Origin of the sequence: Aminipila sp. (assembly GCF_032051575.1) — a bacterium.
In the GTDB taxonomy this organism is placed as follows: Bacteria; Bacillota; Clostridia; order Peptostreptococcales; family Anaerovoracaceae; genus Aminipila.
This window is the reverse complement of sequence record NZ_DAMBYD010000002.1, coordinates 136,284-155,878: the sequence shown is the minus strand read 5'-3', so window position 1 is coordinate 155,878 and position 19,595 is coordinate 136,284. Positions and strand designations below refer to the sequence as shown.

The 19,595-nt window shown below is 35.4% G+C and carries 22 protein-coding genes; 3 read left to right on the top strand and 19 right to left on the bottom strand.

Annotated elements, in window-relative coordinates; translation table 11 throughout:
- From RTW14_RS02970 to RTW14_RS02920, 10 genes are all read right to left on the bottom strand, one after another.
- A complete protein-coding gene (locus RTW14_RS02970) occupies nt 1-591 on the bottom strand; it encodes a helix-turn-helix domain-containing protein (RefSeq protein ID WP_312648141.1) in 591 nt (196 codons plus the stop codon).
- Between the two features lie 302 nt (nt 592-893).
- Nucleotides 894-1,616 carry a DUF5131 family protein gene (locus RTW14_RS02965; protein WP_312648140.1) on the bottom strand — a complete coding sequence of 241 codons (723 nt, stop codon included), beginning with the start codon at nt 1,614-1,616 and terminating at the stop codon, nt 894-896.
- Nucleotides 1,617-1,710: 94 nt separating this feature from the next.
- A complete protein-coding gene (locus RTW14_RS02960; RefSeq protein ID WP_312648138.1) occupies nt 1,711-1,917 on the bottom strand; it encodes a helix-turn-helix transcriptional regulator in 207 nt (68 codons plus the stop codon).
- A 4-nt stretch (nt 1,918-1,921) separates the two neighbouring features.
- Nucleotides 1,922-2,287 (bottom strand): DUF3796 domain-containing protein, encoded by a 366-nt coding sequence (locus RTW14_RS02955; protein WP_312648136.1) that lies wholly within the window; start codon nt 2,285-2,287, stop codon nt 1,922-1,924.
- 257 nt (nt 2,288-2,544) lie between these two features.
- The gene (locus RTW14_RS02950) at nt 2,545-2,685 is read right to left on the bottom strand and encodes a hypothetical protein (protein ID WP_312648123.1); all 141 of its coding nucleotides are present in this window, start codon (nt 2,683-2,685) and stop codon (nt 2,545-2,547) included.
- 514 nt (nt 2,686-3,199) lie between these two features.
- Nucleotides 3,200-3,604: a hypothetical protein gene (locus RTW14_RS02945; RefSeq protein WP_312648134.1), complete on the bottom strand. Its 405-nt coding sequence runs from the start codon at nt 3,602-3,604 to the stop codon at nt 3,200-3,202.
- Between the two features lie 427 nt (nt 3,605-4,031).
- Nucleotides 4,032-4,679: an ABC transporter ATP-binding protein gene (locus tag RTW14_RS02935; protein ID WP_312648132.1), complete on the bottom strand. Its 648-nt coding sequence runs from the start codon at nt 4,677-4,679 to the stop codon at nt 4,032-4,034.
- 12 nt (nt 4,680-4,691) lie between these two features.
- Complete coding sequence (locus RTW14_RS02930) at nt 4,692-6,140, bottom strand: ABC transporter permease (RefSeq protein ID WP_312648130.1); 1,449 nt, start codon at nt 6,138-6,140, stop codon at nt 4,692-4,694.
- Nucleotides 6,141-6,144: 4 nt separating this feature from the next.
- Complete coding sequence (locus RTW14_RS02925) at nt 6,145-7,365, bottom strand: ABC transporter permease (RefSeq protein WP_312648129.1); 1,221 nt, start codon at nt 7,363-7,365, stop codon at nt 6,145-6,147.
- Nucleotides 7,366-7,376: 11 nt separating this feature from the next.
- Nucleotides 7,377-7,913, bottom strand: a complete 537-nt coding sequence (locus tag RTW14_RS02920) for a hypothetical protein (protein WP_312648128.1) — start codon at nt 7,911-7,913, stop codon at nt 7,377-7,379.
- 157 nt (nt 7,914-8,070) lie between these two features.
- Between RTW14_RS02920 and RTW14_RS02915 the strand changes: the two genes are divergently transcribed.
- Nucleotides 8,071-8,757 (top strand): response regulator transcription factor, encoded by a 687-nt coding sequence (locus RTW14_RS02915; protein WP_312648127.1) that lies wholly within the window; start codon nt 8,071-8,073, stop codon nt 8,755-8,757.
- Nucleotides 8,750-10,045: a sensor histidine kinase gene (locus RTW14_RS02910; RefSeq protein ID WP_312648125.1), complete on the top strand. Its 1,296-nt coding sequence runs from the start codon at nt 8,750-8,752 to the stop codon at nt 10,043-10,045. Before RTW14_RS02915 ends, RTW14_RS02910 begins: the two co-directional genes overlap by 8 nt.
- Nucleotides 10,046-10,724: 679 nt before the next feature.
- On the opposite strand, the gene RTW14_RS02905 is transcribed toward RTW14_RS02910, so the two are convergent.
- The 3 genes from RTW14_RS02905 to RTW14_RS02895 all read right to left on the bottom strand — a co-directional run bounded on the left by RTW14_RS02905 (nt 10,725) and on the right by RTW14_RS02895 (nt 13,016).
- Entirely contained in the window at nt 10,725-10,865 is a 141-nt protein-coding gene (locus tag RTW14_RS02905; protein ID WP_312648123.1) for a hypothetical protein, read from the bottom strand.
- Nucleotides 10,866-10,974: 109 nt separating this feature from the next.
- Nucleotides 10,975-12,453 (bottom strand): 23S rRNA (uracil(1939)-C(5))-methyltransferase RlmD, encoded by a 1,479-nt coding sequence (rlmD, locus tag RTW14_RS02900; protein WP_312648121.1) that lies wholly within the window; start codon nt 12,451-12,453, stop codon nt 10,975-10,977.
- 143 nt (nt 12,454-12,596) lie between these two features.
- Entirely contained in the window at nt 12,597-13,016 is a 420-nt protein-coding gene (locus RTW14_RS02895; protein ID WP_312648119.1) for an acyl-CoA thioesterase, read from the bottom strand.
- Nucleotides 13,017-13,367: 351 nt separating this feature from the next.
- On the opposite strand from RTW14_RS02895, the gene RTW14_RS02890 reads away from it, so the two are divergent.
- The gene (locus RTW14_RS02890) at nt 13,368-14,492 is read left to right on the top strand and encodes a hypothetical protein (RefSeq protein ID WP_312648118.1); all 1,125 of its coding nucleotides are present in this window, start codon (nt 13,368-13,370) and stop codon (nt 14,490-14,492) included.
- Between the two features lie 128 nt (nt 14,493-14,620).
- On the opposite strand, the gene RTW14_RS02885 is transcribed toward RTW14_RS02890, so the two are convergent.
- The 6 genes from RTW14_RS02885 to RTW14_RS02860 form a co-directional block, all read right to left on the bottom strand.
- The gene (locus tag RTW14_RS02885) at nt 14,621-15,211 is read right to left on the bottom strand and encodes a GDSL-type esterase/lipase family protein (protein WP_312648117.1); all 591 of its coding nucleotides are present in this window, start codon (nt 15,209-15,211) and stop codon (nt 14,621-14,623) included.
- A complete protein-coding gene (locus tag RTW14_RS02880; protein ID WP_312648115.1) occupies nt 15,201-16,832 on the bottom strand; it encodes a DUF4153 domain-containing protein in 1,632 nt (543 codons plus the stop codon). The genes RTW14_RS02885 and RTW14_RS02880 overlap by 11 nt, the downstream gene beginning before the upstream one ends.
- Nucleotides 16,833-16,879: 47 nt before the next feature.
- Nucleotides 16,880-17,086, bottom strand: a complete 207-nt coding sequence (locus RTW14_RS02875; RefSeq protein WP_312648113.1) for a helix-turn-helix domain-containing protein — start codon at nt 17,084-17,086, stop codon at nt 16,880-16,882.
- 10 nt (nt 17,087-17,096) lie between these two features.
- Complete coding sequence (locus RTW14_RS02870) at nt 17,097-17,549, bottom strand: DUF2975 domain-containing protein (RefSeq protein WP_312648111.1); 453 nt, start codon at nt 17,547-17,549, stop codon at nt 17,097-17,099.
- A gap of 252 nt (nt 17,550-17,801) precedes the next feature.
- A complete protein-coding gene (locus tag RTW14_RS02865; protein WP_312648108.1) occupies nt 17,802-18,206 on the bottom strand; it encodes a hypothetical protein in 405 nt (134 codons plus the stop codon).
- Between the two features lie 119 nt (nt 18,207-18,325).
- Nucleotides 18,326-19,399, bottom strand: coding sequence for a phospholipase D family protein (locus RTW14_RS02860; protein ID WP_312648106.1), 1,074 nt, complete (start codon nt 19,397-19,399; stop codon nt 18,326-18,328).
- Nucleotides 19,400-19,595: the final 196 nt, after the last annotated feature.

The following is a 19,595-nucleotide window of genomic DNA, read 5'->3' as shown; positions in this document are numbered from 1 at the left end:
TTATCTATTCTTATCCTTCACCGGATAGCTACACTTTGTAAATTTCATCTTACCTATTTCAAACTTCTTCTCTGTCACAGGCTTTATCATTTCACGACTTTCAATAAACTCATTTGTTACCATAACAAAATACTGTTTACTATCTTTATTTACCAAAAAGAAAGATTTATTTACATTTTTAAGTTCATTAGCCAATTCCGGCATCCCAAATGGTGCGTCAAATATAAATCCCAATACATTATCAATTACTATTTCACCCTTTGTAAGCTTTGGTTTGGCAATTAACGACCATACCTCAGCCTCTGGATATTTTTCCATAACAATCTGTGTTTTCGCATTCTTTTCATACTTTGATAAATCAATTGCTTCTCTAATGACTGGGGTGTACATATTCTGTCCATTATCAAGAAGATAATCTATACTAACATTTAGTAAACTTGAAATTGCCTTCAAATTATCAACATCCGGAATTCCTTTATCTGATTCCCACTTTGTAATTGCTTGGCGTGATACCATCAGTTTCTCAGCTATCTGTTCCTGTGTAAGTCCCGCACTCTTTCTTGCTTCCTTAATTTTTTCTCCTATTGTCATAAATTTGTTCCTCCTTGTTCCTATGAAAACTAATTGTTCACCGAATTGTTCGATGTGCTTTTACTATACCTAAGCATTCATTTTCACACAAGAAACGCTCTATGTCATAAATGAAACGCTACGTAGCATCCGCCATTTCACTTTGGTTTTGGCACTTTATCTTGATAGCTTTTCACCCTTTAAACCCAACAATATACATCCGTTCTTTATTATGAGGTACACTGCGCCCAATACTCATTGGACTGGTTCAGAACATTAATTAAACAAAATAGGTAATAATGTTTTATACTATTCCGTTCCTGTCAAAACAACCTTTTTCCGTCTGAAATATTTATACCAAGCTCTTTTGCCATACTGGTTTGCTTAAATGGATTTACTTTTTCCACTACTCCGTCACGTAGAAAAAGTGAGCCTGTATTTTTGAACCAAAATGTTACATTTGCTTTTACGCATTGTTCACGGATATTAAGTACCCAATCATAATCACATTCACGAGCCTCTCGCCCCGTTTCACCACCAACTGTAACATGGTCTACTCCATGAAGATATGATGTTAAATCTATCGCTTCTAATAGCGGTGCGCAGGCAATAAAACGCCGCTTTATCGGATAGGATAAAAATAATGGAAGCCTATAATCGGCTAATATTTGATTTTCGACAGTACATCCAATATTCACATTGTCATATCCAGTATCCCAATCTGACGGAAGCGATACAAGGAAGCGGTCAATCCGCTTTGTCAAAATCAAAAATTCTATATCTGTTCTTTTCTTGATGATAGCCCATATTTCTTTACGCCATTCGTCTGCTTCAGGAAGAAAAAAGTCAGTTGCAAAACAAGTTGCAAGAATTTTGTTACCTTTAATGTTGTATTCGCCTTTTGCATTCATCCTTATAGGCCAATCAAATTTGTCTGTTTTTTCTATGACGTTTTGACCATATCGTTTTGCATGGGGTCCATAAAAATAACAATATGTGCAACCATCACTAATTTTGTAACAGCCTGTCCATGGTTCCCAGTTCATAGCGTCCTCCTTATTTAGTGAGTTTTGTTGTATCTATATATAATCAATCTTTTATGCGCCTTTTCCGCCAAATGCGTACAAGTTATTAATTGCCTCAGCAACCGTTAAAATTAAAGCAATCCTCAATAGGTGTCTCTAAAACCCTTGAAATATCAACAGCAAGTTTTAGAGATGGATTATATTTTCCTGCTTCTAACCGCATAATTGTTTCTCGCCTAACGCCAACTTTTTCAGCCAATTGTTCTTGTGTCAATTCTTTTAATTGTCTGTATTTCTTTATATTGCAAATAAAATCAGCCATCTTATTATCTCTCTTCCAGTATATAAAGTTTTACTGCATATGAAATTATTAAGGAAGCAAAACACGCGGATACAAGAATAAATAAATACTCACGAATTGGAGACTCTTTAACTCCTAATATCATCAACATGGTTATTTCGATAAAAGCAAGATTACCCATAAACGCTTTAGCTATTTTAACATCTTCAACATATCTTTCATCTGTTCTGTTGCCGCTTATTTTTGCAATAAAGAAAAATGCAAAGAATCCAAAGAAACCGATGTAAGTTAAATCATTAACATTTCCACTACCAAAATATCGGAAAGCCTGAAACCCCACAAATCCCAAAAATCCTAGCATACCTAGAAACCTACTTTTTTTACTAAACATATGTTAACCTCCATATAGTGATATATTTGTCACTTATAGATACAAATATATCACTATCATAAATATATGTCAATAAGGATCTGCCTTCATTTACTTTTTTTCCTGCTCTAATCTTATAATTATAGTTTGATTTTCCTTTCGAAATGCCGCTATATCATCTATATTTTTCCCTAAAAACCAGGGCAAAAATCGGGCATTTTTTAGCCTAATTTTTGCCCATTTTTCACTCCAAAACCGCAACATCTCGTCTTGAAACTCTACTTATGCTTTTTCTCCTTTTTAATTAATTCAGGTTGAGTCACAACCGGTCTTATCACTGAGGAAGCTAAGGTAGCTGAAGGCTTTTTATCTGATTTCTTCGGTTTCTTTGTTTCCTTTTTAATACTTTTATCACCCATTTTATTTTCCATCCTTCTTTATTTAGTATCTATATTAATAAAAATCTGCCTGCACTTCACCACTGGGGTTTCTTTGCATAAGACGTACATCTTGCTCACTTCATTTGTTTTACTTCTTTGTGATCAGTGTTACCGTCTCAACGTGCCTTGTGGCTGTAATCTGATGACCAACGACTCTGGTACCCCCTTGGCGTCAGGGTGTATTTTCAATAATTCCACCACTCAAACCTTGTTTTTATAAAATAGTAGTACTGATTATAACCATTGCAACTCTCATTTTTCGATGTCTAATTTAGTAAAGATAAAAGCTGCTAACAATAAAATTCTCAGCGTACTTAGGATTTTAGTCTTAGCAGTTTTTAACAGAAATCAATATCTCCGATCCTACTTATCTTTTCTCTTTGTAAATTTCTATTTATCGGTCTGTTTAGATTATATGAATTTCCTGCAGCTTTGTTATAATTCGCCTACAGGAGTGAATGCTCATCATCTCTGACTTTCTTAAATAGAATATTTATCCGATAGGATATTCAACCCAGCCAAAACCTCTTATAACGTCTATCAACAATGAAGTCATTGACTTTTTTAAGTTTGGGAATATTAAAGGAAATTGAAAGGCAATAATTCCAATTAAAATCCCCGAAAAATAACACAGAATTGCGAAAACGTACCCTTTTGCATCCGATTTACATTTGTGCAGTCTGACTAAGCGAAAAGATAGAACTATTAACAGCAACAACGGGAGTACCGTTAGCATCACAGTAATGGCGACCTCTCCATTTTTTGTATACTCCATAGTCACTCCGCCAAATCCATTAAAGGTAGCCCAAATCAGCGCAGTAACGACTGCACACTCCATAAAAGCAAGGATCAATGAAAAGCAAAAATCAAATTTCAAAGAACCCAAATCGTTATTCATCGATACCCACCTCCCCAAAATATAAAACTTACAAGTTTACCGCTCAATCAAAATTTTCTGTGGCCCTGTTTTTCTTCCGCTTACAAAACTACATGACATGAAAATCTAAAAAAACTAAAGTTATATGATTCTCATCAATTTTCTTTATGACTATTATAACATATTGATTAGTAATAGTAAGACTGCAATTCATCTTATTTCTTCTCCAACAAACAACCACACTCCGTATGCCTTGAGCAGACAATAATGATGTCGTGAATACGCCTCAAAATCTTTATTTTGCACCACTGTATTTGCAAGCCTCCGCGATGCTTCCCAAATGATAAAGAATGCTTTCCGCACATCGAATGGCTGACAGGCATAGGAGGTGCAGCCGCTTCCGCAGCCTTTTTATTCGGTGGGTAATTCCCTACAAAATCCAACACACCTAATTATGGATTTGACTATTTCTCTCAATGAAGCCATCCTTTATCTGAATAACCTCATCTGCTATATCTGCAATTTTCTTGCTATGGGTTACAACAATCACACATTTTGCAAGTTTATGAGCTGTATGCCATAACAGTTCAATAATTTCGTCTGCTGTATTTTCATCAAGATTACCTGTTGGCTCATCGGCAAGAAGTACTTTCGCATCACTGGCCAAAGCTCTTGCAATGGCAACTCGTTGCTGTTGTCCTCCCGACAGTTGCAGTATATTTCTTGTCCACGCTTCATGTGGAATATTTACCTCGGACAGTAACTTCTGCGGGCTTTTACTCCCACCAAGCTTTACATTTTCTTCTGTGGTCAGATAATCAATGAGATTATAGTTTTGAAATACGATGGACACGTTATGTTTCCTATGATAATTCAAGCCCCGCTTTTGTATATCCTCTCCGTTATAAAGGATACTTCCACACATTGGTGTATCAAGACCTGCAAGCAGCGACAGTAACGTAGTTTTTCCTGCTCCGCTTGCCCCTACAATCGTATAGAATTTTCCTTCTTCAAATTGCGTTGATACCTGATTTAATACCTTTTTTGATTTTTTAGTTTTATACGCATAATCAATATTTTTCACTTCTAATATCATTCTTTTTCCTCCTTAGCTCATTTCACTTAGTATGTATTTCGGGTTTCTTCTCAAAATTGACGTACCAGCCATTACAACAGAAAGGCTTATCAAAACCAAAATACAGATTCCATCAAGCATCATCATCTGTGTCGTCATATGAACAGTTATATCTGTTACCTCTTGCTCCGTTTCCTGAAAATCAATCCCGACCTTGTCTGCATCTAGTTCTTTTTCTTCTTTCTCCTGCGCCACTTGCTGTTCAACCAGATAATTTGCAGTCAATTTTGACACAGTTGGAGCAATCAAAAAGGATATTGACACGGCAACTACAGCTATCATCAAAGCTTCTAATAGCACTTGCTCTATTATTTGAAGCTTTGGTATCCCTATTGCCAAAAATATCCCTACTTCCTGAACACGGCTTTTTAGCCAAAAAACAAATACTAGGAAAAGAATAATAAAGCTTGCCAAAGCAATAACCATTATCATAATTTCACTAATGCGTTCCAAGTCGTTAAAATTCGCCGACATCGCATCATAATTCCCGTTATTATCAATCAGGTCATATCTTTCCCAATCAATATCTACCTCTTTTACCTTTTCCTTGACCGTATCATACGTATCAACATCCTCAATCTTGAAATAGGCTTTTTCATATAACGGTTCATTTTCACTTCCTTCTGCTTTTTCTGGAAATCTTAAGTTTGTAAATATTACATTTTCAGAGCGAAACGTATCCCCTGACATATACGGAGTCATATACTGCTGTACTGTGTATATACCAATGATTTCCGCTTCATATACAGTAGAATTTTCTCTGTTGTGATAATCATTAAATTGCAATTTATCTCCTACCTGCAATCCATTGCGTTCTACTAATTCTTCAGAAACCACACAGACATCCACATCATTTTTTCCTACCATTCGCCCGTCTTTCACTGACACATTTCCAGAAAGAACATTTGCGTCCATTTGCATATCCCGATTACCAACTAAACAAACTCCTTGCATATCGGTGCTTTGATCTATATCTTCATCTTCAATTCTGGAAAAATTCACTGGATTTACCGGAGTTGTAGCAGTTCTGATATTATAGTCACATATTCCGGAAACCACAGCGATTTTTTCAATATCATCTATTTTTAAGGTTTCAAAGGAATTATCTGTCCCTACCTGCCATTGCACACCATTAATGGTATCAATCTTTTTTTGATAAAAACCGTCAAGCGTTCCTTCCTTGTCCTCACCAATTTGTTTTGATATTTTCTCTATTCGTTTATGACGGTTTGTTTCATTTGCTTCAAGCGAAAGACCTGCTCCGATTGCTTGTCTAGTTTTATCTTGTGTATTGATACTAGCCGTCTTACTTGCCATTCCAGACAGCAAAAATAAACTTATCACAAATACCACCAGAAACAGCAATATACTTTTTACAGGCTTTCGTGTAACAGAACGCCTTGCTCTTTGAAAAACATTCATTGTCTTATCCCTCCATTCTTGATAATGTTTCTCTTGGATTTGCTTTCAGTATTGGAACAATAGAAACAATAACTGCTATCAACACAATATTACTTCCTATCCCCAAAAGTAAACTAATATCAGATAGCTTCAGAGATACATCCATTATCATATCTGTAGTTTGAGTATTAACGAGTGCACCTTTAAGGAATTTCGCCATAATTGTTCCTATCCCACACGCACCTGCAACCGAAATAACAAAAACACCAAATGCTTCTAAAAGTACCTGAAGCAAAATGCTTATCTTTGATTTCCCGATACTAATATATATCGCTGCTTCTTTTTTTCGTGTACGCATCCACATACATAATAAAATTGTAACCACGATTGTTCCTGTAACAAAAGTTAATATCAACATTAGATTAGCAACTCTGATTATCTGCTCCAAAGGTGCTTTTGTCTGTTGAAACAAGGTATCAGATGTTGTCATGTCTACTTTGTCAGAAAAAATTGATCTTAACTTTGTTTCTAAATCATCAAGTTCCTCTGGTTTTTTTGCATAAACCGATATTCTTACATAACCATTATTTTCGAACATTTTGGAGTAAGTTGTGTTATCAACAAAAATATGATTTTCGATACGATTTACAGAAAATGTCGTATCTTCCTGCTTTCTTTCGCTTCCAGAAATAAAAAGCCCTATAATTTTTGCCGAAACAGAAATGCCATCCTCTGTTTCCAATTCCATGGTATCTCCTACTCTTAAGCCATTTAGCTCTGCTAATAGCGAATTGATCACAATACCATTTTTCGTATGCTTATTTATATAACTCCCCTCAATCAGACGATATCTCTGTTCAAAAAACGCACTGTCATTTTCCAAGTCGTCGTAGGAAAATATTGTAATTTTTAGGTTTTCTTCTTCTTTAGAGTCACTGTTGGTAACAGGAGTACTGCTAACAGGAAACGCAAAATTGTTAGATTGACGATTTATGAAAGCTACTCCTTCCAAAAGTGAAACTTGCCTTATTTCATCTGCCGAAATTTTATCTTTTTCATTTGTAACCTCTATAATAATTTTTGCCTTTGTTTTTTCCTGTATCAATGCCTCTGATTTTTCTGTTGCCCGCAAAATCATTGATATGTTGAGAAGCATACTCCCAATAAAAACCAATACCAAAAACAACAGTACCGTTTTTGATTTCTTCCTCATTAAATATCTGATTGCAAGTTCATAAAACGCCACGCTTTCGCCCCCTATTCATACCGAGCAATAATTACTCTGTCGGCATTTAGGTTATAGGTATCACTCCGCTCACCATAAAGAATCAAACTTGTTTCTTTCTTTATGTCAGAAATATCTGCATCTGAAATTGATGCTTTTCCTGTTGCTTGGCTAATCTGAGCAATCTGGAAAATGCAGTCATCCTGATAATGAACCGTAACATTATTGTCTGTGTTCTCACTGCCAGGAGCAGCAGCCACAGCCGTTTCACCGTCATCAGAGGTCTCTACCGGCGTAATGGTGCAAGCACCGTCCGAAAATTCAACCACACTGCCCTGTATGGCAGAAAGGTCTATCAGCGAATCTCCATCATCGCCTTCAGGTTGATTATCTGCTAAGCTATCGTTACTTTCATCTACAGGGGCATTTGAGTCATTTGCATTGGTAGTATTGCTAATATTGTAAGCATTATTTGTATCATCCGATATTTTGTCACTTGTTCCACAACCTGCAAAAGATAATACGCATAAAGCTACTGCCAATCCCATAAAAAATTTGTTTTTTTTCATACTTTGTGTTCCACCTTTCATTTGATTATGAGACTATTATAAAGTGCAGGCTCTCTAAAAATCCTGTATGATACAATACCACCATCAAATATTTTTACAAGATTTTTAGAGGATTTTTTGTTATACTAATTTAAATATGGATAAAGGATGTGATGTAATGAAGCTGCTTTTATTAGAAGATGATATAGATCTTTGCAGTGTGATAAAAAAAGAATTAGATAACAGGGGATACCTTGTTGACTGCTGCAATGACGGGGAGACAGGTATGTATTACGCATTAAATATGGATTACTCCTATGATTTAGCGATTGTTGACCGCATGCTGCCAATCATTGATGGATTGACAATCATTCAGGCCATGCGAAAAAAAGGCATTAGTATTCCTGTGATTATCACAACAGGAATGTCAGCATTGAATGATCGAATAGATGGCTTAGACGGCGGTGCTGATGATTATCTGGTTAAGCCATTTCATATGGAGGAATTGCTTGCAAGAATACGCGCATTAACAAGACGCCCTGCTGAAATCAAAAGCCTTGATACACTTGAATACGCAGACCTTCTTTTAGACAAGGAAAATCGCACTCTATCCACTTCAAAAAAATCTTTGGTTTTAACCGCGAGAGAAGCTGAATTGTTAAGTGTATTTATGCAAAACCCCGAAATGCTTTTTAACAGAGAATGCCTTGTCTTGAAAATTTGGGGTACATCTTCGGAGGTTGAAATGGGTAATGTAGATAACTACATATCTTTTCTTAGGAAAAGAATAAGAGAACTGGATAGTTGCTGTTTAATAAAAACTGTCTATGGCGCAGGATATAAATTGGAGAACAGGAATGCTTGATAAACTATACCTAAAACTATACTTCATTTTTACTTTCGGAATTATACTGATAATTTCAGTTATTATTTGTGTCGTTTTGAGCAACCATATAAATATTGAAAAAACAAACGACAGCGCATTCTTTCAAAGAATGTCAACCTTGCTTATCTATCAGCTCGAAAATAATTCAAATAACTTTGAAGAAGTGGTACAAGATTATGAACAAGAATATTCCATTTTTTGTGCAATAAAAAATAACTCTGGCGAAACTATCTACCAAAGTTCATTACCCTTCCCAACATCAACTGACTTTCTTCTAAGCTCCTTAAACAAGCTAACAAATAGAGTGAGTACTGTTAATTTAACAAATCAGACAATAACTGAGCAGAAGGGAACTTTCGAAATCAAGGGACAAAATCACGATATTTACTTAGGTGTTCCTGCAACTGTTATCTCTAAAGACAACAACGCATACAATTTAGTTATGCTATACCAGTCCAGAACGGGAACCGAACTTCTACGCAGACAAGTCCCTCTCTACATTTCAGTTTGGTTAATTTCACTCGTATGTGTGATATTTCTTTGCCGTTTGGTGTTGAAAAAAGCATTAGCACCAACAGAAAGTGTTTTGAAAAGCCAAAAAATATTTGTTGCTTCTGCATCACACGAACTGAAATCTCCTCTGGCTGTAATTTTAGCCAATGTTGAAAAAATAGGCAAATTATACCTTTATGATATGGAACTCCAAAAGTCTGTAACTACGATGGATACAGAATGTATGCGTATGTCAAAACTTATAAATGAAATGCTGTTTCTTGCTTCCTCTGACGCCAAAACTTGGTCGATCAGTAAAAAAGAAATAAATGTTGATACTTTACTAATTTCTTTGTATGAAACCTATGAGCCAATTTGCGTAAAACAAAACATCTCATTAGATTTAGATATTAGCAACATCACCTATCCTATACTATACTCTGATCCAGAACGAATGACGCAAATTTTGAATATTTTTATGGATAACGCTATTCATCATTCCGATCATAGTCCAAGTATCCAAATTCAAACTTCTTTAACCACGAAAAGCATCACACTTTATGTTATTGACCACGGTCACGGTATATCTGAACAGGACAGACCTTTCATATTTGACCGATTTTATTGTGCCGACAAATCACGCACAGATAAATCTAACTTTGGGTTGGGATTAAGCATAGCTGTTGAATTATCAAAAATGCTGAATGGAAAAATCGCTTTTCAAGATACCGATAGCGGTGGAAGCACTTTTTATCTAACAATTCCATTAAAGTAAATTAAGAAGCGCCAATAATCAGTGCTACCATTATTGGCAGCTTCTTTTTTCTGAAACATAATCACTTGTAAGTAGATATTATATCTCCTGTTATGAAGTGACCTCTTGTCAAGTGTAAATTTTAAGCAATTACCCATTTTTATTTTTTATTGTTCCAATGCCTGGGGCATATGGATAGAGCCTTACACTTAACAATTCCCGACCTTGGCCACTCTGTTATACGTAGATCAGGTTTCTCTGCCATCAGGTCAATGGTCTGCTGTGAACTCTACCGTCTATTCGCGTGAATCACAGTGTTTAATAACATGTCAACATAGGAGGATCGTAGATAGTTCGAACCTTGAAGTTTTCTAAGACCCTATCCATATGTCCCAGTCATGTTATTTTCTGTCAGATGTAATGCTGACAAGTCTGATTAGTGCTTATTATATTACAGTGAGATATTTTTGCAAGTATGCACATTTTTGATATGTACTATCAGAAATGATAGTACAAAGAGGCTTCAATGAAACAGAATCGAACATTCCATTGCACAATTGCAGATTAAAATTACCTTTATTATTATAAAAAAGCATGTCATCTATATTTTCCCTTAAAAATCAGGGCAAAAATCGGGCATTTTTTAGCCTGATTTTTGCCCATTTTTCACTCCAAAACCGCAACATCTCGTCTTGAAACTCTACTTATGCTTTTTCTCCTTTTTAATTAATTCAGGTTGAGTCACAACCGGTCTTATCACTGAGGAAGCTAAGGTAGCTGAAGGCTTTTTATCTGATTTCTTCGGTTTCTTTGTTTCCTTTTTAATACTTTTATCACCCATTTTATTTTCCATCCTTCTTTATTTAGTATCTATATTAATAAAAATCTGCCTGCACTTCACCACTGGGGTTTCTTTGCATGAGACGTACATCTTGCTCACTTCATTTGTTTTACTTCTTAGTAATCAGTGTTACCGTCTCAACGTGCTTGGTCCACGGGAACATGTCCACAGGTGTTCCTTCCACAAACTGATATCCCAATTCACCCAATATTTTCACATCTCTTGCCAGTGTAGCTGGATCACAGGACACATACACGATTTTTTCTGGAACTGCGGCTGCAACAGCTTCTAGAAGCTCTGATGCACATCCTGATCTTGGTGGATCCAAAATGATTACATTTGGGTTGAATGCCTGTACTTCAAATCCCTCCCTATCTGTATACCCTTCGAGTACTCTTGGAAGTTCTTCCTCAGCCCTTCCGCATAAGAATTGTGCATTTACCAAACCATTTATTACAGCATTTCTATTTGCATCTAGCACCGCGCCCTTAACAGATTCAATACCAATCACTCTGCCTTTACCCTGTCCGTCAGTCTTCTTTTGCATGTCATTTGCACAATATAAACCAATAGTTCCTACACCGCAATATAAATCCAAAACATGTTCATCTCCATTAAGGTCCGCATATTCAAGCACTTTATCATAGAGCACCTTCATCTGTACTGGATTAACCTGATAAAATGCTAAAGGTGAAACCTCAAACTGCATATCACCAACACGTTCCAGAATTGTAGGTTTACCAGCGATGTTCAGACATTCTTTTCCCATAATTTCTGAAGTTTTATGCTTGTTTACATTCACGAATATACTTTCCAAACTGTATTCCACGCCATCCTCTCTGGCGGGAAGCGCATTAATAGCCTCATCCATCATCTCAACTAACTTGGCACTATTGGGAATACCCTTTCCGTTTATTACAAGGATAGCCATTACCTCACCTGTGCCCATGGCTGTCTTTACAACTAGGTGTCTCATCAAGCCCTTTTCCCACTTAGGGTCATATCCTGTAATGTTATCCTCTTTCATAAATTTACGCAATGCCTGAGCAATGGCTGCTGCTGGAGGTGTCTGTAATAAACATTCCTGACAGTTCACTACATCATGGCTCTTTGCTTTATAGAAACCAATGGTACATGGGCCTAAATTTTCAACAACTCCACCTTTTCGCGTAATAATCCCACCAGTGCTTATTGGCATCTGGGCTTTATTTCTATATGCATAAGGATTGTCCATTCCCACAATAGGATTCAGCTTTGGATTTTCTAAGCCTCCTAATCTTGTAAGCTTTTCACACACCTGTTTTTCTTTGACTTTAAGTTGTCCCTCATAGCTCATTCCTTCATAAGTACATCCTCCACACTGACCTGCATGTTGGCATTCACTTTCTATTCTATAAGTTGACGGCTCCACTATTTCCTCCGCCACTGCAAAAGCATAATTCTTTTTTACTTTAGTAATGTCAGCAATAACTGTATCTCCAGGTATAGCCCCTTTTACAAATACAGCCATGCCTTCTACACGCCCAATGCCCTGTCCTTCATCGCTCATATCGTCAATTTGCAATTGACATTTTTGTCCTTTTTCCATCTATATTCCTCACAATTCTTTATTAAGTATTCCTATTTTACAGTTTATATTAGGTCTGTACAACCATTGATTTTACTTATTAATCGTTAATCCACATTTAACGATACTTTTCGACAAAACTTCTTTTTTATAGCTTTTCAATTTTAACCTTCTAGATCTTCAGCTAGTCTTTCATACAGCGCGGGGTTTACTTTTTTTAATCTGATTGGTTTTAACTCTGGTGAAGTTATTCCATGCTTTGTTGTGCCTGTCACTAGTAATTCCCCCGTTTCTTTTCGTAATATCTCATACGACATTAATACAGTAGCAGCCCCTAATTGTTTTACCCAGGATTTAATTAAAAGTATATCATCATACTTCCCTGGTGATTTATACTCGCAAGTCACCGCTGCAACAGGGAGCCAAATGCCTTCCTTCTCTAATCTGGAGTATGGGTATCCTATCTGTCTTAGAAATTCATTTCTTCCTGCTTCAAACCACTTTATATAATTTGTATGATAAACTATGCCCATAGCATCTGTATCCGCATAAATAACTCTTATCTCAGTTTCATATTTTTTCATTTCTACGCCTCCATTTGCCTTACCATTATACCATATAAGAGTTACTTCTGCGATTCAAATATATTTTGTGCATTCCATTAAAATTATCCCCCATTATTTTAAGTTGTGCATTTGACTCACTTTAAAAGCGTTGAAATAATCCCATTCCGTTTGATTTGTTTACGTAACATTTATTATGCACTTATTCGTTAAGTTAGTAACATAGTCCTCTTGTAATCCTACTCCTCTGTTTCATTTTCAGACTCTAGAATAAGATTTTAAGAAAACTTACCTGCAATCTGTTATATTTTTCCTACTCCTACCGACATAGTAAATATGTGTGTGTATTTTAATAGGTAAGGAGGAACGAAAATGAAAATTGAATCTAGCGTAATCGCTATGAACTCAGCTCGAAACTATGAATCTATAGAATTTACTAAAATTAAATCTGAAGATACAAAATGGGTACAAGCGAAACCAGAGAATAAGCAGAATAATCAGGATAAAATAAACCCTGAAGATGATCTTACAAAATTTGTAAGTGGAGCAAAAAAACTTTTAGCCGATGAAACACAGATCAAGGCTGGATCTCCTGTAGTAAATCAAACTCTTTCTGTTAAAACGGGCGGTGCCCAAGACCCTTCTATTTCACCAAGTGAATTGGAAGATAATCAACTGTCCTTATTAAAACTAATGTTAGGAATGCTTTTAAAACATAAGCATGAGAGTAATTATAGGTACAGCGGTCTGACCGAACAGTCACAAATGACAATTCAAAGTTTGTCCATAAGTTTTGGTGGCGTTCAAACTCCACCTGTTGCTGGCACCTGGGTAAGAAATGTTAATGCAACCCACTTTTTATCTGAAGAAGAAAGTACAACTTTTTCATCCGTAGGAGTTGCGAAAACCCAGGATGGTCGCCAACTAAGCTTTGGTATTGATTTAGAAATGTCCAGAAATTTTATGGAGTATACAAATTTAAAGTGGTCGGAGCAGGTTGTAATGACCGATCCACTGGTCATTAATCTAAACAGCAATTCAACAAGCTTGAGCGATCAAAAATTTTGCTTTGATATAGACTCAGACGGGAAAGAAAACAGTATTTCTTTTTTAAATAAAGGAAGTGGTTATCTAGCTTTAGACAAAAATCAGGATGGAAAAATAAATAATGGAAACGAACTGTTTGGAGCTAAAACTGGTAATGGCTTTTCAGAACTTGCTGCTTATGATTATGATAAAAATGGTTGGATTGATGAAAATGACGAAATATATAACAAGCTAAAAGTTTGGATTAAAACGGAGGAAGGTACAGACAAGCTGATAGACTTCAAAGCTGCAGATATCGGTGCTATTTATCTTGGCAGTAACCAGACAGATTTTATCCTAAAATCTACAGAAACGGGGCAAATAAACGGTCAAATCCGACGCACTGGACTGTACTTAAAAGAAAGTACAGGATTAGCAGAAACAGTACAGCAAATCGACGTATCTATTTAAACATTACTGTAGCAACTTTAAACCGCATGCTACAGTGAATTTGCACTTTCAAAAAAATACGGTAGCTTTCACGAAAAATGCTACCGTAAATATTTTTTTCTTCGATTTTGAGAGCACTAAACCTTAATTTATAAGCATTTACCCACTATTTCTGCTAAAAATCTATGGCCCTCTCTGGTTGGATGAATGCCATCATAATAAGCAGTCTGTTCTCCCACCAAAGCTACATATTCGGAAAATGCATAATTCGTGTCTATTACTTTAACATGACTTTCCTGTCCATAGTTATTTATCAATTTCTTTAGTTCCATAATCTGTTCCTGAACTACTTCATAATCCACATCGTCACAAACCATCCACCTGCTTTTAGCCATTTGAGGGTCAACTGGCAACGGAGTAAGCAGCACGGGTTCTATTCCATGGCTCTGAGCTAGTTCCACTAAATTTATTATATTCTTCATGCATTGTTCGGGAAGGGACTCCTTATATATAAACTCGTTGGTACCTATCATCATTACAACAATATCAGGCTTATATGCCAAAGCATCCTGTGCAAATCTTCTCATTACACCTTGGACGGTATCACCATTAACGCCCTTATTTATTACTTCATTTCCTGATGCATTTCTATAAAGACTTACAAATTCCTGATTTCTATCATAAGGGAAACCATTTATAATACTATTCCCAATGAATACGATTTTTAACTTATCTGACATCCACTTCTCCTTTATCATCTGTATCAGGTCCCTTGCTTTGTAATAGACCACTTATACTCTCTGCTCTGCTGGATTGGAGGTTAAAATCCCTAAAGGTCTTTTGTAGCTGTTCCTCTTCTTGCCCTTGCACATTGCCGAAAGCAATATAATTATATAACAGATTGCGAGTTTTTACATCCTCCGTTTTATTATACAAATCATATAAATGTGGTACTGCACCATCTGATAACGTAAACAGCACCTTGTAGTCCAGTCTTTGCAAACTGCCGTTTTCATAATTCTCTATGTTATATTTTGCAATATTTCCATCAACATTTCCATAGGACAGTATCATAAACCCAATGATTCCACCAATAATCATTATTTTAGAAGCGTTAAAGATCTTTACCTGCCTTAATAATATAATAGTGAAGGCTATTAATAGCATTACCATAAACCATGAAGTGTAAACCCTAAGCTGAGTTAATCCATACGACTGAATGTACATATACATTTTTCTTAGGGCTGTAATAATCAATCCCATAGTCATAATCGACATGAGTGCAGTCTGTAATCTAAGCATTTTAGGTTGTTTACCCGGTTCTTTTCCATTGTCTTTCTTCGTAATAAAAATATTTGCCAATGCTATAAGTATCACATTCACTGCAGCCACTTTGCACAGTTCAAAGAATCCCCGTCTTGCATATTCTGCGTAGGTAAAAGTATCGGGCAGTACATTCTCAAACGCTGAAAGTAAATATGCGGCCTGCGATACGAAAAACATGATATAGATCAGATTAAATATTATCATTACTGTGTAAACCGTTAATTTTGGTGCAAAACTAATATCTTCAGAAAATTTAAGAATTTTTTCTTTGTTCATGCTATCCGTGTTTCTTCTTACAGTATTCCCGTAAATAAGTCCAAAAAGGTAACACGCTACAGGAATCCCAATAACAAACTGCATAGCATAGGTTAAAATGCTATCCAATGAAACCGACTGCATAATTCTGTCCAAAAGTTCTTCAAAGGCCGCATCTGCTAGGGAAAGCTGACCAACCACAAATACCATTAATGGTAAAAATATTACAGCACCAGCAAGAACATACATTGCATTTCTACTATGCTTGTTTCTTGAAATTCCCTGTTTTAATCCGAAATACCCACATGCAATGTTTGCAAAAGCAACAATAAAGGTCTGATTAATCAAATCCCATAGTGTATAAATGGACAGTTTGATATCCAGACATCGCTTTGTGCTGACTGTCACCCAATAAATAAAGCAAGCTGATGTAAACAACAAGTTTAAACATTTAACCGTGTAACCGTCAAACAGCATAAATTGTACAGAAGAAACTATGGTTAAAGCAAGCCAGATAAAGCTTTTCTTGGTCTGTGCAATTCCCCTAACTTTAAAATAGATTAAGGTAGTGTTACACAAAATCACTGAAAATGCAGTAACACCTATGCCCATATCTGATATCTGCACGAAATTCCAATATAAAAATCCACAAACTAACAGTGCTGCTGCTAGCCAGAAATCTGCTGATACAAAACTCATGGGTTCAATTTGTTTAATATGATAGCCTCTTTCATTTCCGTTCAAATTTAATTCCCCTGATTCTGAAAAATTGTATTTCATTTTTAGTCTCCCTACTCTCTAATCCAATGCTTTGTTATGCAAAGTTATTAATCCTCAACAAATTCCAATAAATCCCCTGGCTGGCATCCTAATGCCTTACAAATTTCCTCAAGTGTTGAAAATCGTATGGCTTTAGCTTTGTTATTTTTTAATATGGAAAGGTTTGCTGGTGTGATTCCAATTTTCTCTGAAAGTTCTCCTGCTGACATCTTTCGTTTAGCCATTATCACATCTAAATTTACGATTATTGCCATGCTGCACCCCCTATATAGTAAAGTCATTTTCAGCTTTAATACTAACAGCCTGATCAATGACATTTTTAACTACACGGAGAATTAATCCAATAAAAGCTGCAACTATTGCAACAAAATAGAAAAGGAAGTAATAATAACCTGCCATTGCCACAAGTAATGCTACTCCAAAACAACACCATGAAATGGATCTTAAATGAGCTACGTTCTTTTTAATAAAAATTTCTTCTTTTTTTATATTCACTAAAAGTCTATCTAAGCTGAATAATGCAGTAAGTGCCGGGATACAGCAGACATATAAAATAATCATAAACGGTTTTGTATTTATCTCGCTAATATAATAAGGACCAATCGATAGATAAATATCAATTAAATACGGTAGTGCTATGGCGCATGCTACTACCGAAACCATGACTAATCTAGTACAAATACAAGACAATTGTAGTGATTTATTTGAATTCCACATATTTCTATAGTCTCCCTTTTCTTTCTAAATAAAGCTTTATTTTAACATTATTATATTCACGCTTTATTTGTTTGTCAATATATTTTTATCGTTTATCGATAAATTATTACTGTTTTTCATTTTTTATATCAGAGGCATTCTCCTTAATAGGAAAATCTAAATCATATTTTCTATTAAATAAAATAAGCACCTACTTTTTAGTAGATGCCATAGTACAGAATTCTTATAAATAAAATAACTATCCAATTTTGGTTACTTTTTTAATTCATTTCTGAGATCTTCTATATATCTTTCTTGTATATTTTTAATGCTCATAACAAAATAGGATAGCATTTCCATTAGAGGATTTTTTATATACAATTCTTCTACAAAATCAATTTTAGTAGTTCCTTCTTCTGTCTCTGAAAATAGGCCTACCCAATGCCCAGTCATATTTTGATTTTCCATATCAAACTCATATTTTCTGTATTGTTCTTTGACTTTAATAGTAAACTCCGTAGTAAATCCATCTTTTGTATATTCTACAAAATGATTATCATCTATTATTTTTATTTCAGACAAGTCACTTCGCCACTGATGATTTTCATTATTTGTCACTATGTTCCATACTTTTTGAATATCTGCATCAAGGATTGCAGTGATACTTGATTTTCTCATTTGTAGTCTCCTCTTATAATAGTTTTTGCAACAAAATATTTATGACATTTATTAGGATAATAGCCTTGCAATCTATTGTCCCTTTTTATTATAATACGTCCCCAACGTGAGATAAAGGTTTATTTATTAAGGTACTCTAAAATTGCCAGCGAGCTAATCCGATCTCTTAATGCTTCTACGTTGGACTGATACATAATTAAATTATTTAAAAAGCTACACTTACTTTCCATTTCTTTTTTTACCTGCCTATAACCTCTGTCATCAGGAACGATTACTGTATATAAAAAAGTACGTAATGATAATTTTACAAAAATAGCAAAAGGAAACCCCTTGGCCATTTTTTCTTCATTTTCATGTGGTATAAGTTCAATCTGATATTTTTTATTTGGAGTTATATTGATAGTCCTTGTTTCTATATCCCCAACAAATCCCTGTGACGTTACTTTCCTCAAGATAATATTTCTTTTTGGATAGAATTCCGTACCAAAAAATGTATTTCCAGTATGTATATCAAATTCTAATTGATAATGCTTGTTTTTCTTGTATCCTCGTCCTGCCGCTATTTCAGTGATCAACACATCACTGTTTAAGGCAAACTTCCACGCCCCATTTTCTTCATTCCAGTCAGTTATTTTAGTATTTTTAATAATCTGATTCATATTTTCCTCTGCTCTTAGAATAACTTCTGGATCTTGTAATGGTTTAATGCATTCCCTAGAACTATTCACCCAGTCTGCCCACTTTTTTTCGATTGAAATGATTTCGTCTTCATTGACGCGCTGCGTTACAAAAGCCTCTGTATTTCTCCTTAACCCCTTTGCTGTTAAATTCCCTGATCCTAATACAAGCATCCCCCCATTTTTATATCTAAACCAACTATATTTTGGGTGGTACGTGGAACCCTTCGTATTGTGTATGAATGCCTTCACGGTTAAATTAGGATACTGATCGCAAAACATCTTGATTGCTGCTAGTGTTCTTGTATTTGTGATTTCATCCATGCCAATTATCAGTTCATAGCTACCTTGTGTTATAAACTGTTCAAAAGTTTCATTTTTCATAAGCAGTTTTATACCATCTGCCGAGACAAAGGCATATGTACCTGAGCCATAAAGCGCATTCTCGCATGCCTCTAACAAAGCTTCATTTAATAGCCGACCATTTTCATATCTTGGATCTTGTATATCAAACATCTTGTTCCCCCTTCATTTACACGTCCTCCACCTTAGTTAACATTTTATTCTGTTTTTTTACTGTATATTCACTCTAACAACAATCAATTAAAAATCACACAATAAAGAGCTTCTCAAGTGCCCCCAAATAACGTAACTAGAAATGGTTATTTAACTAAATTGTCGAAAATTGTCAAATAGATTTTTGCCAAAAAAT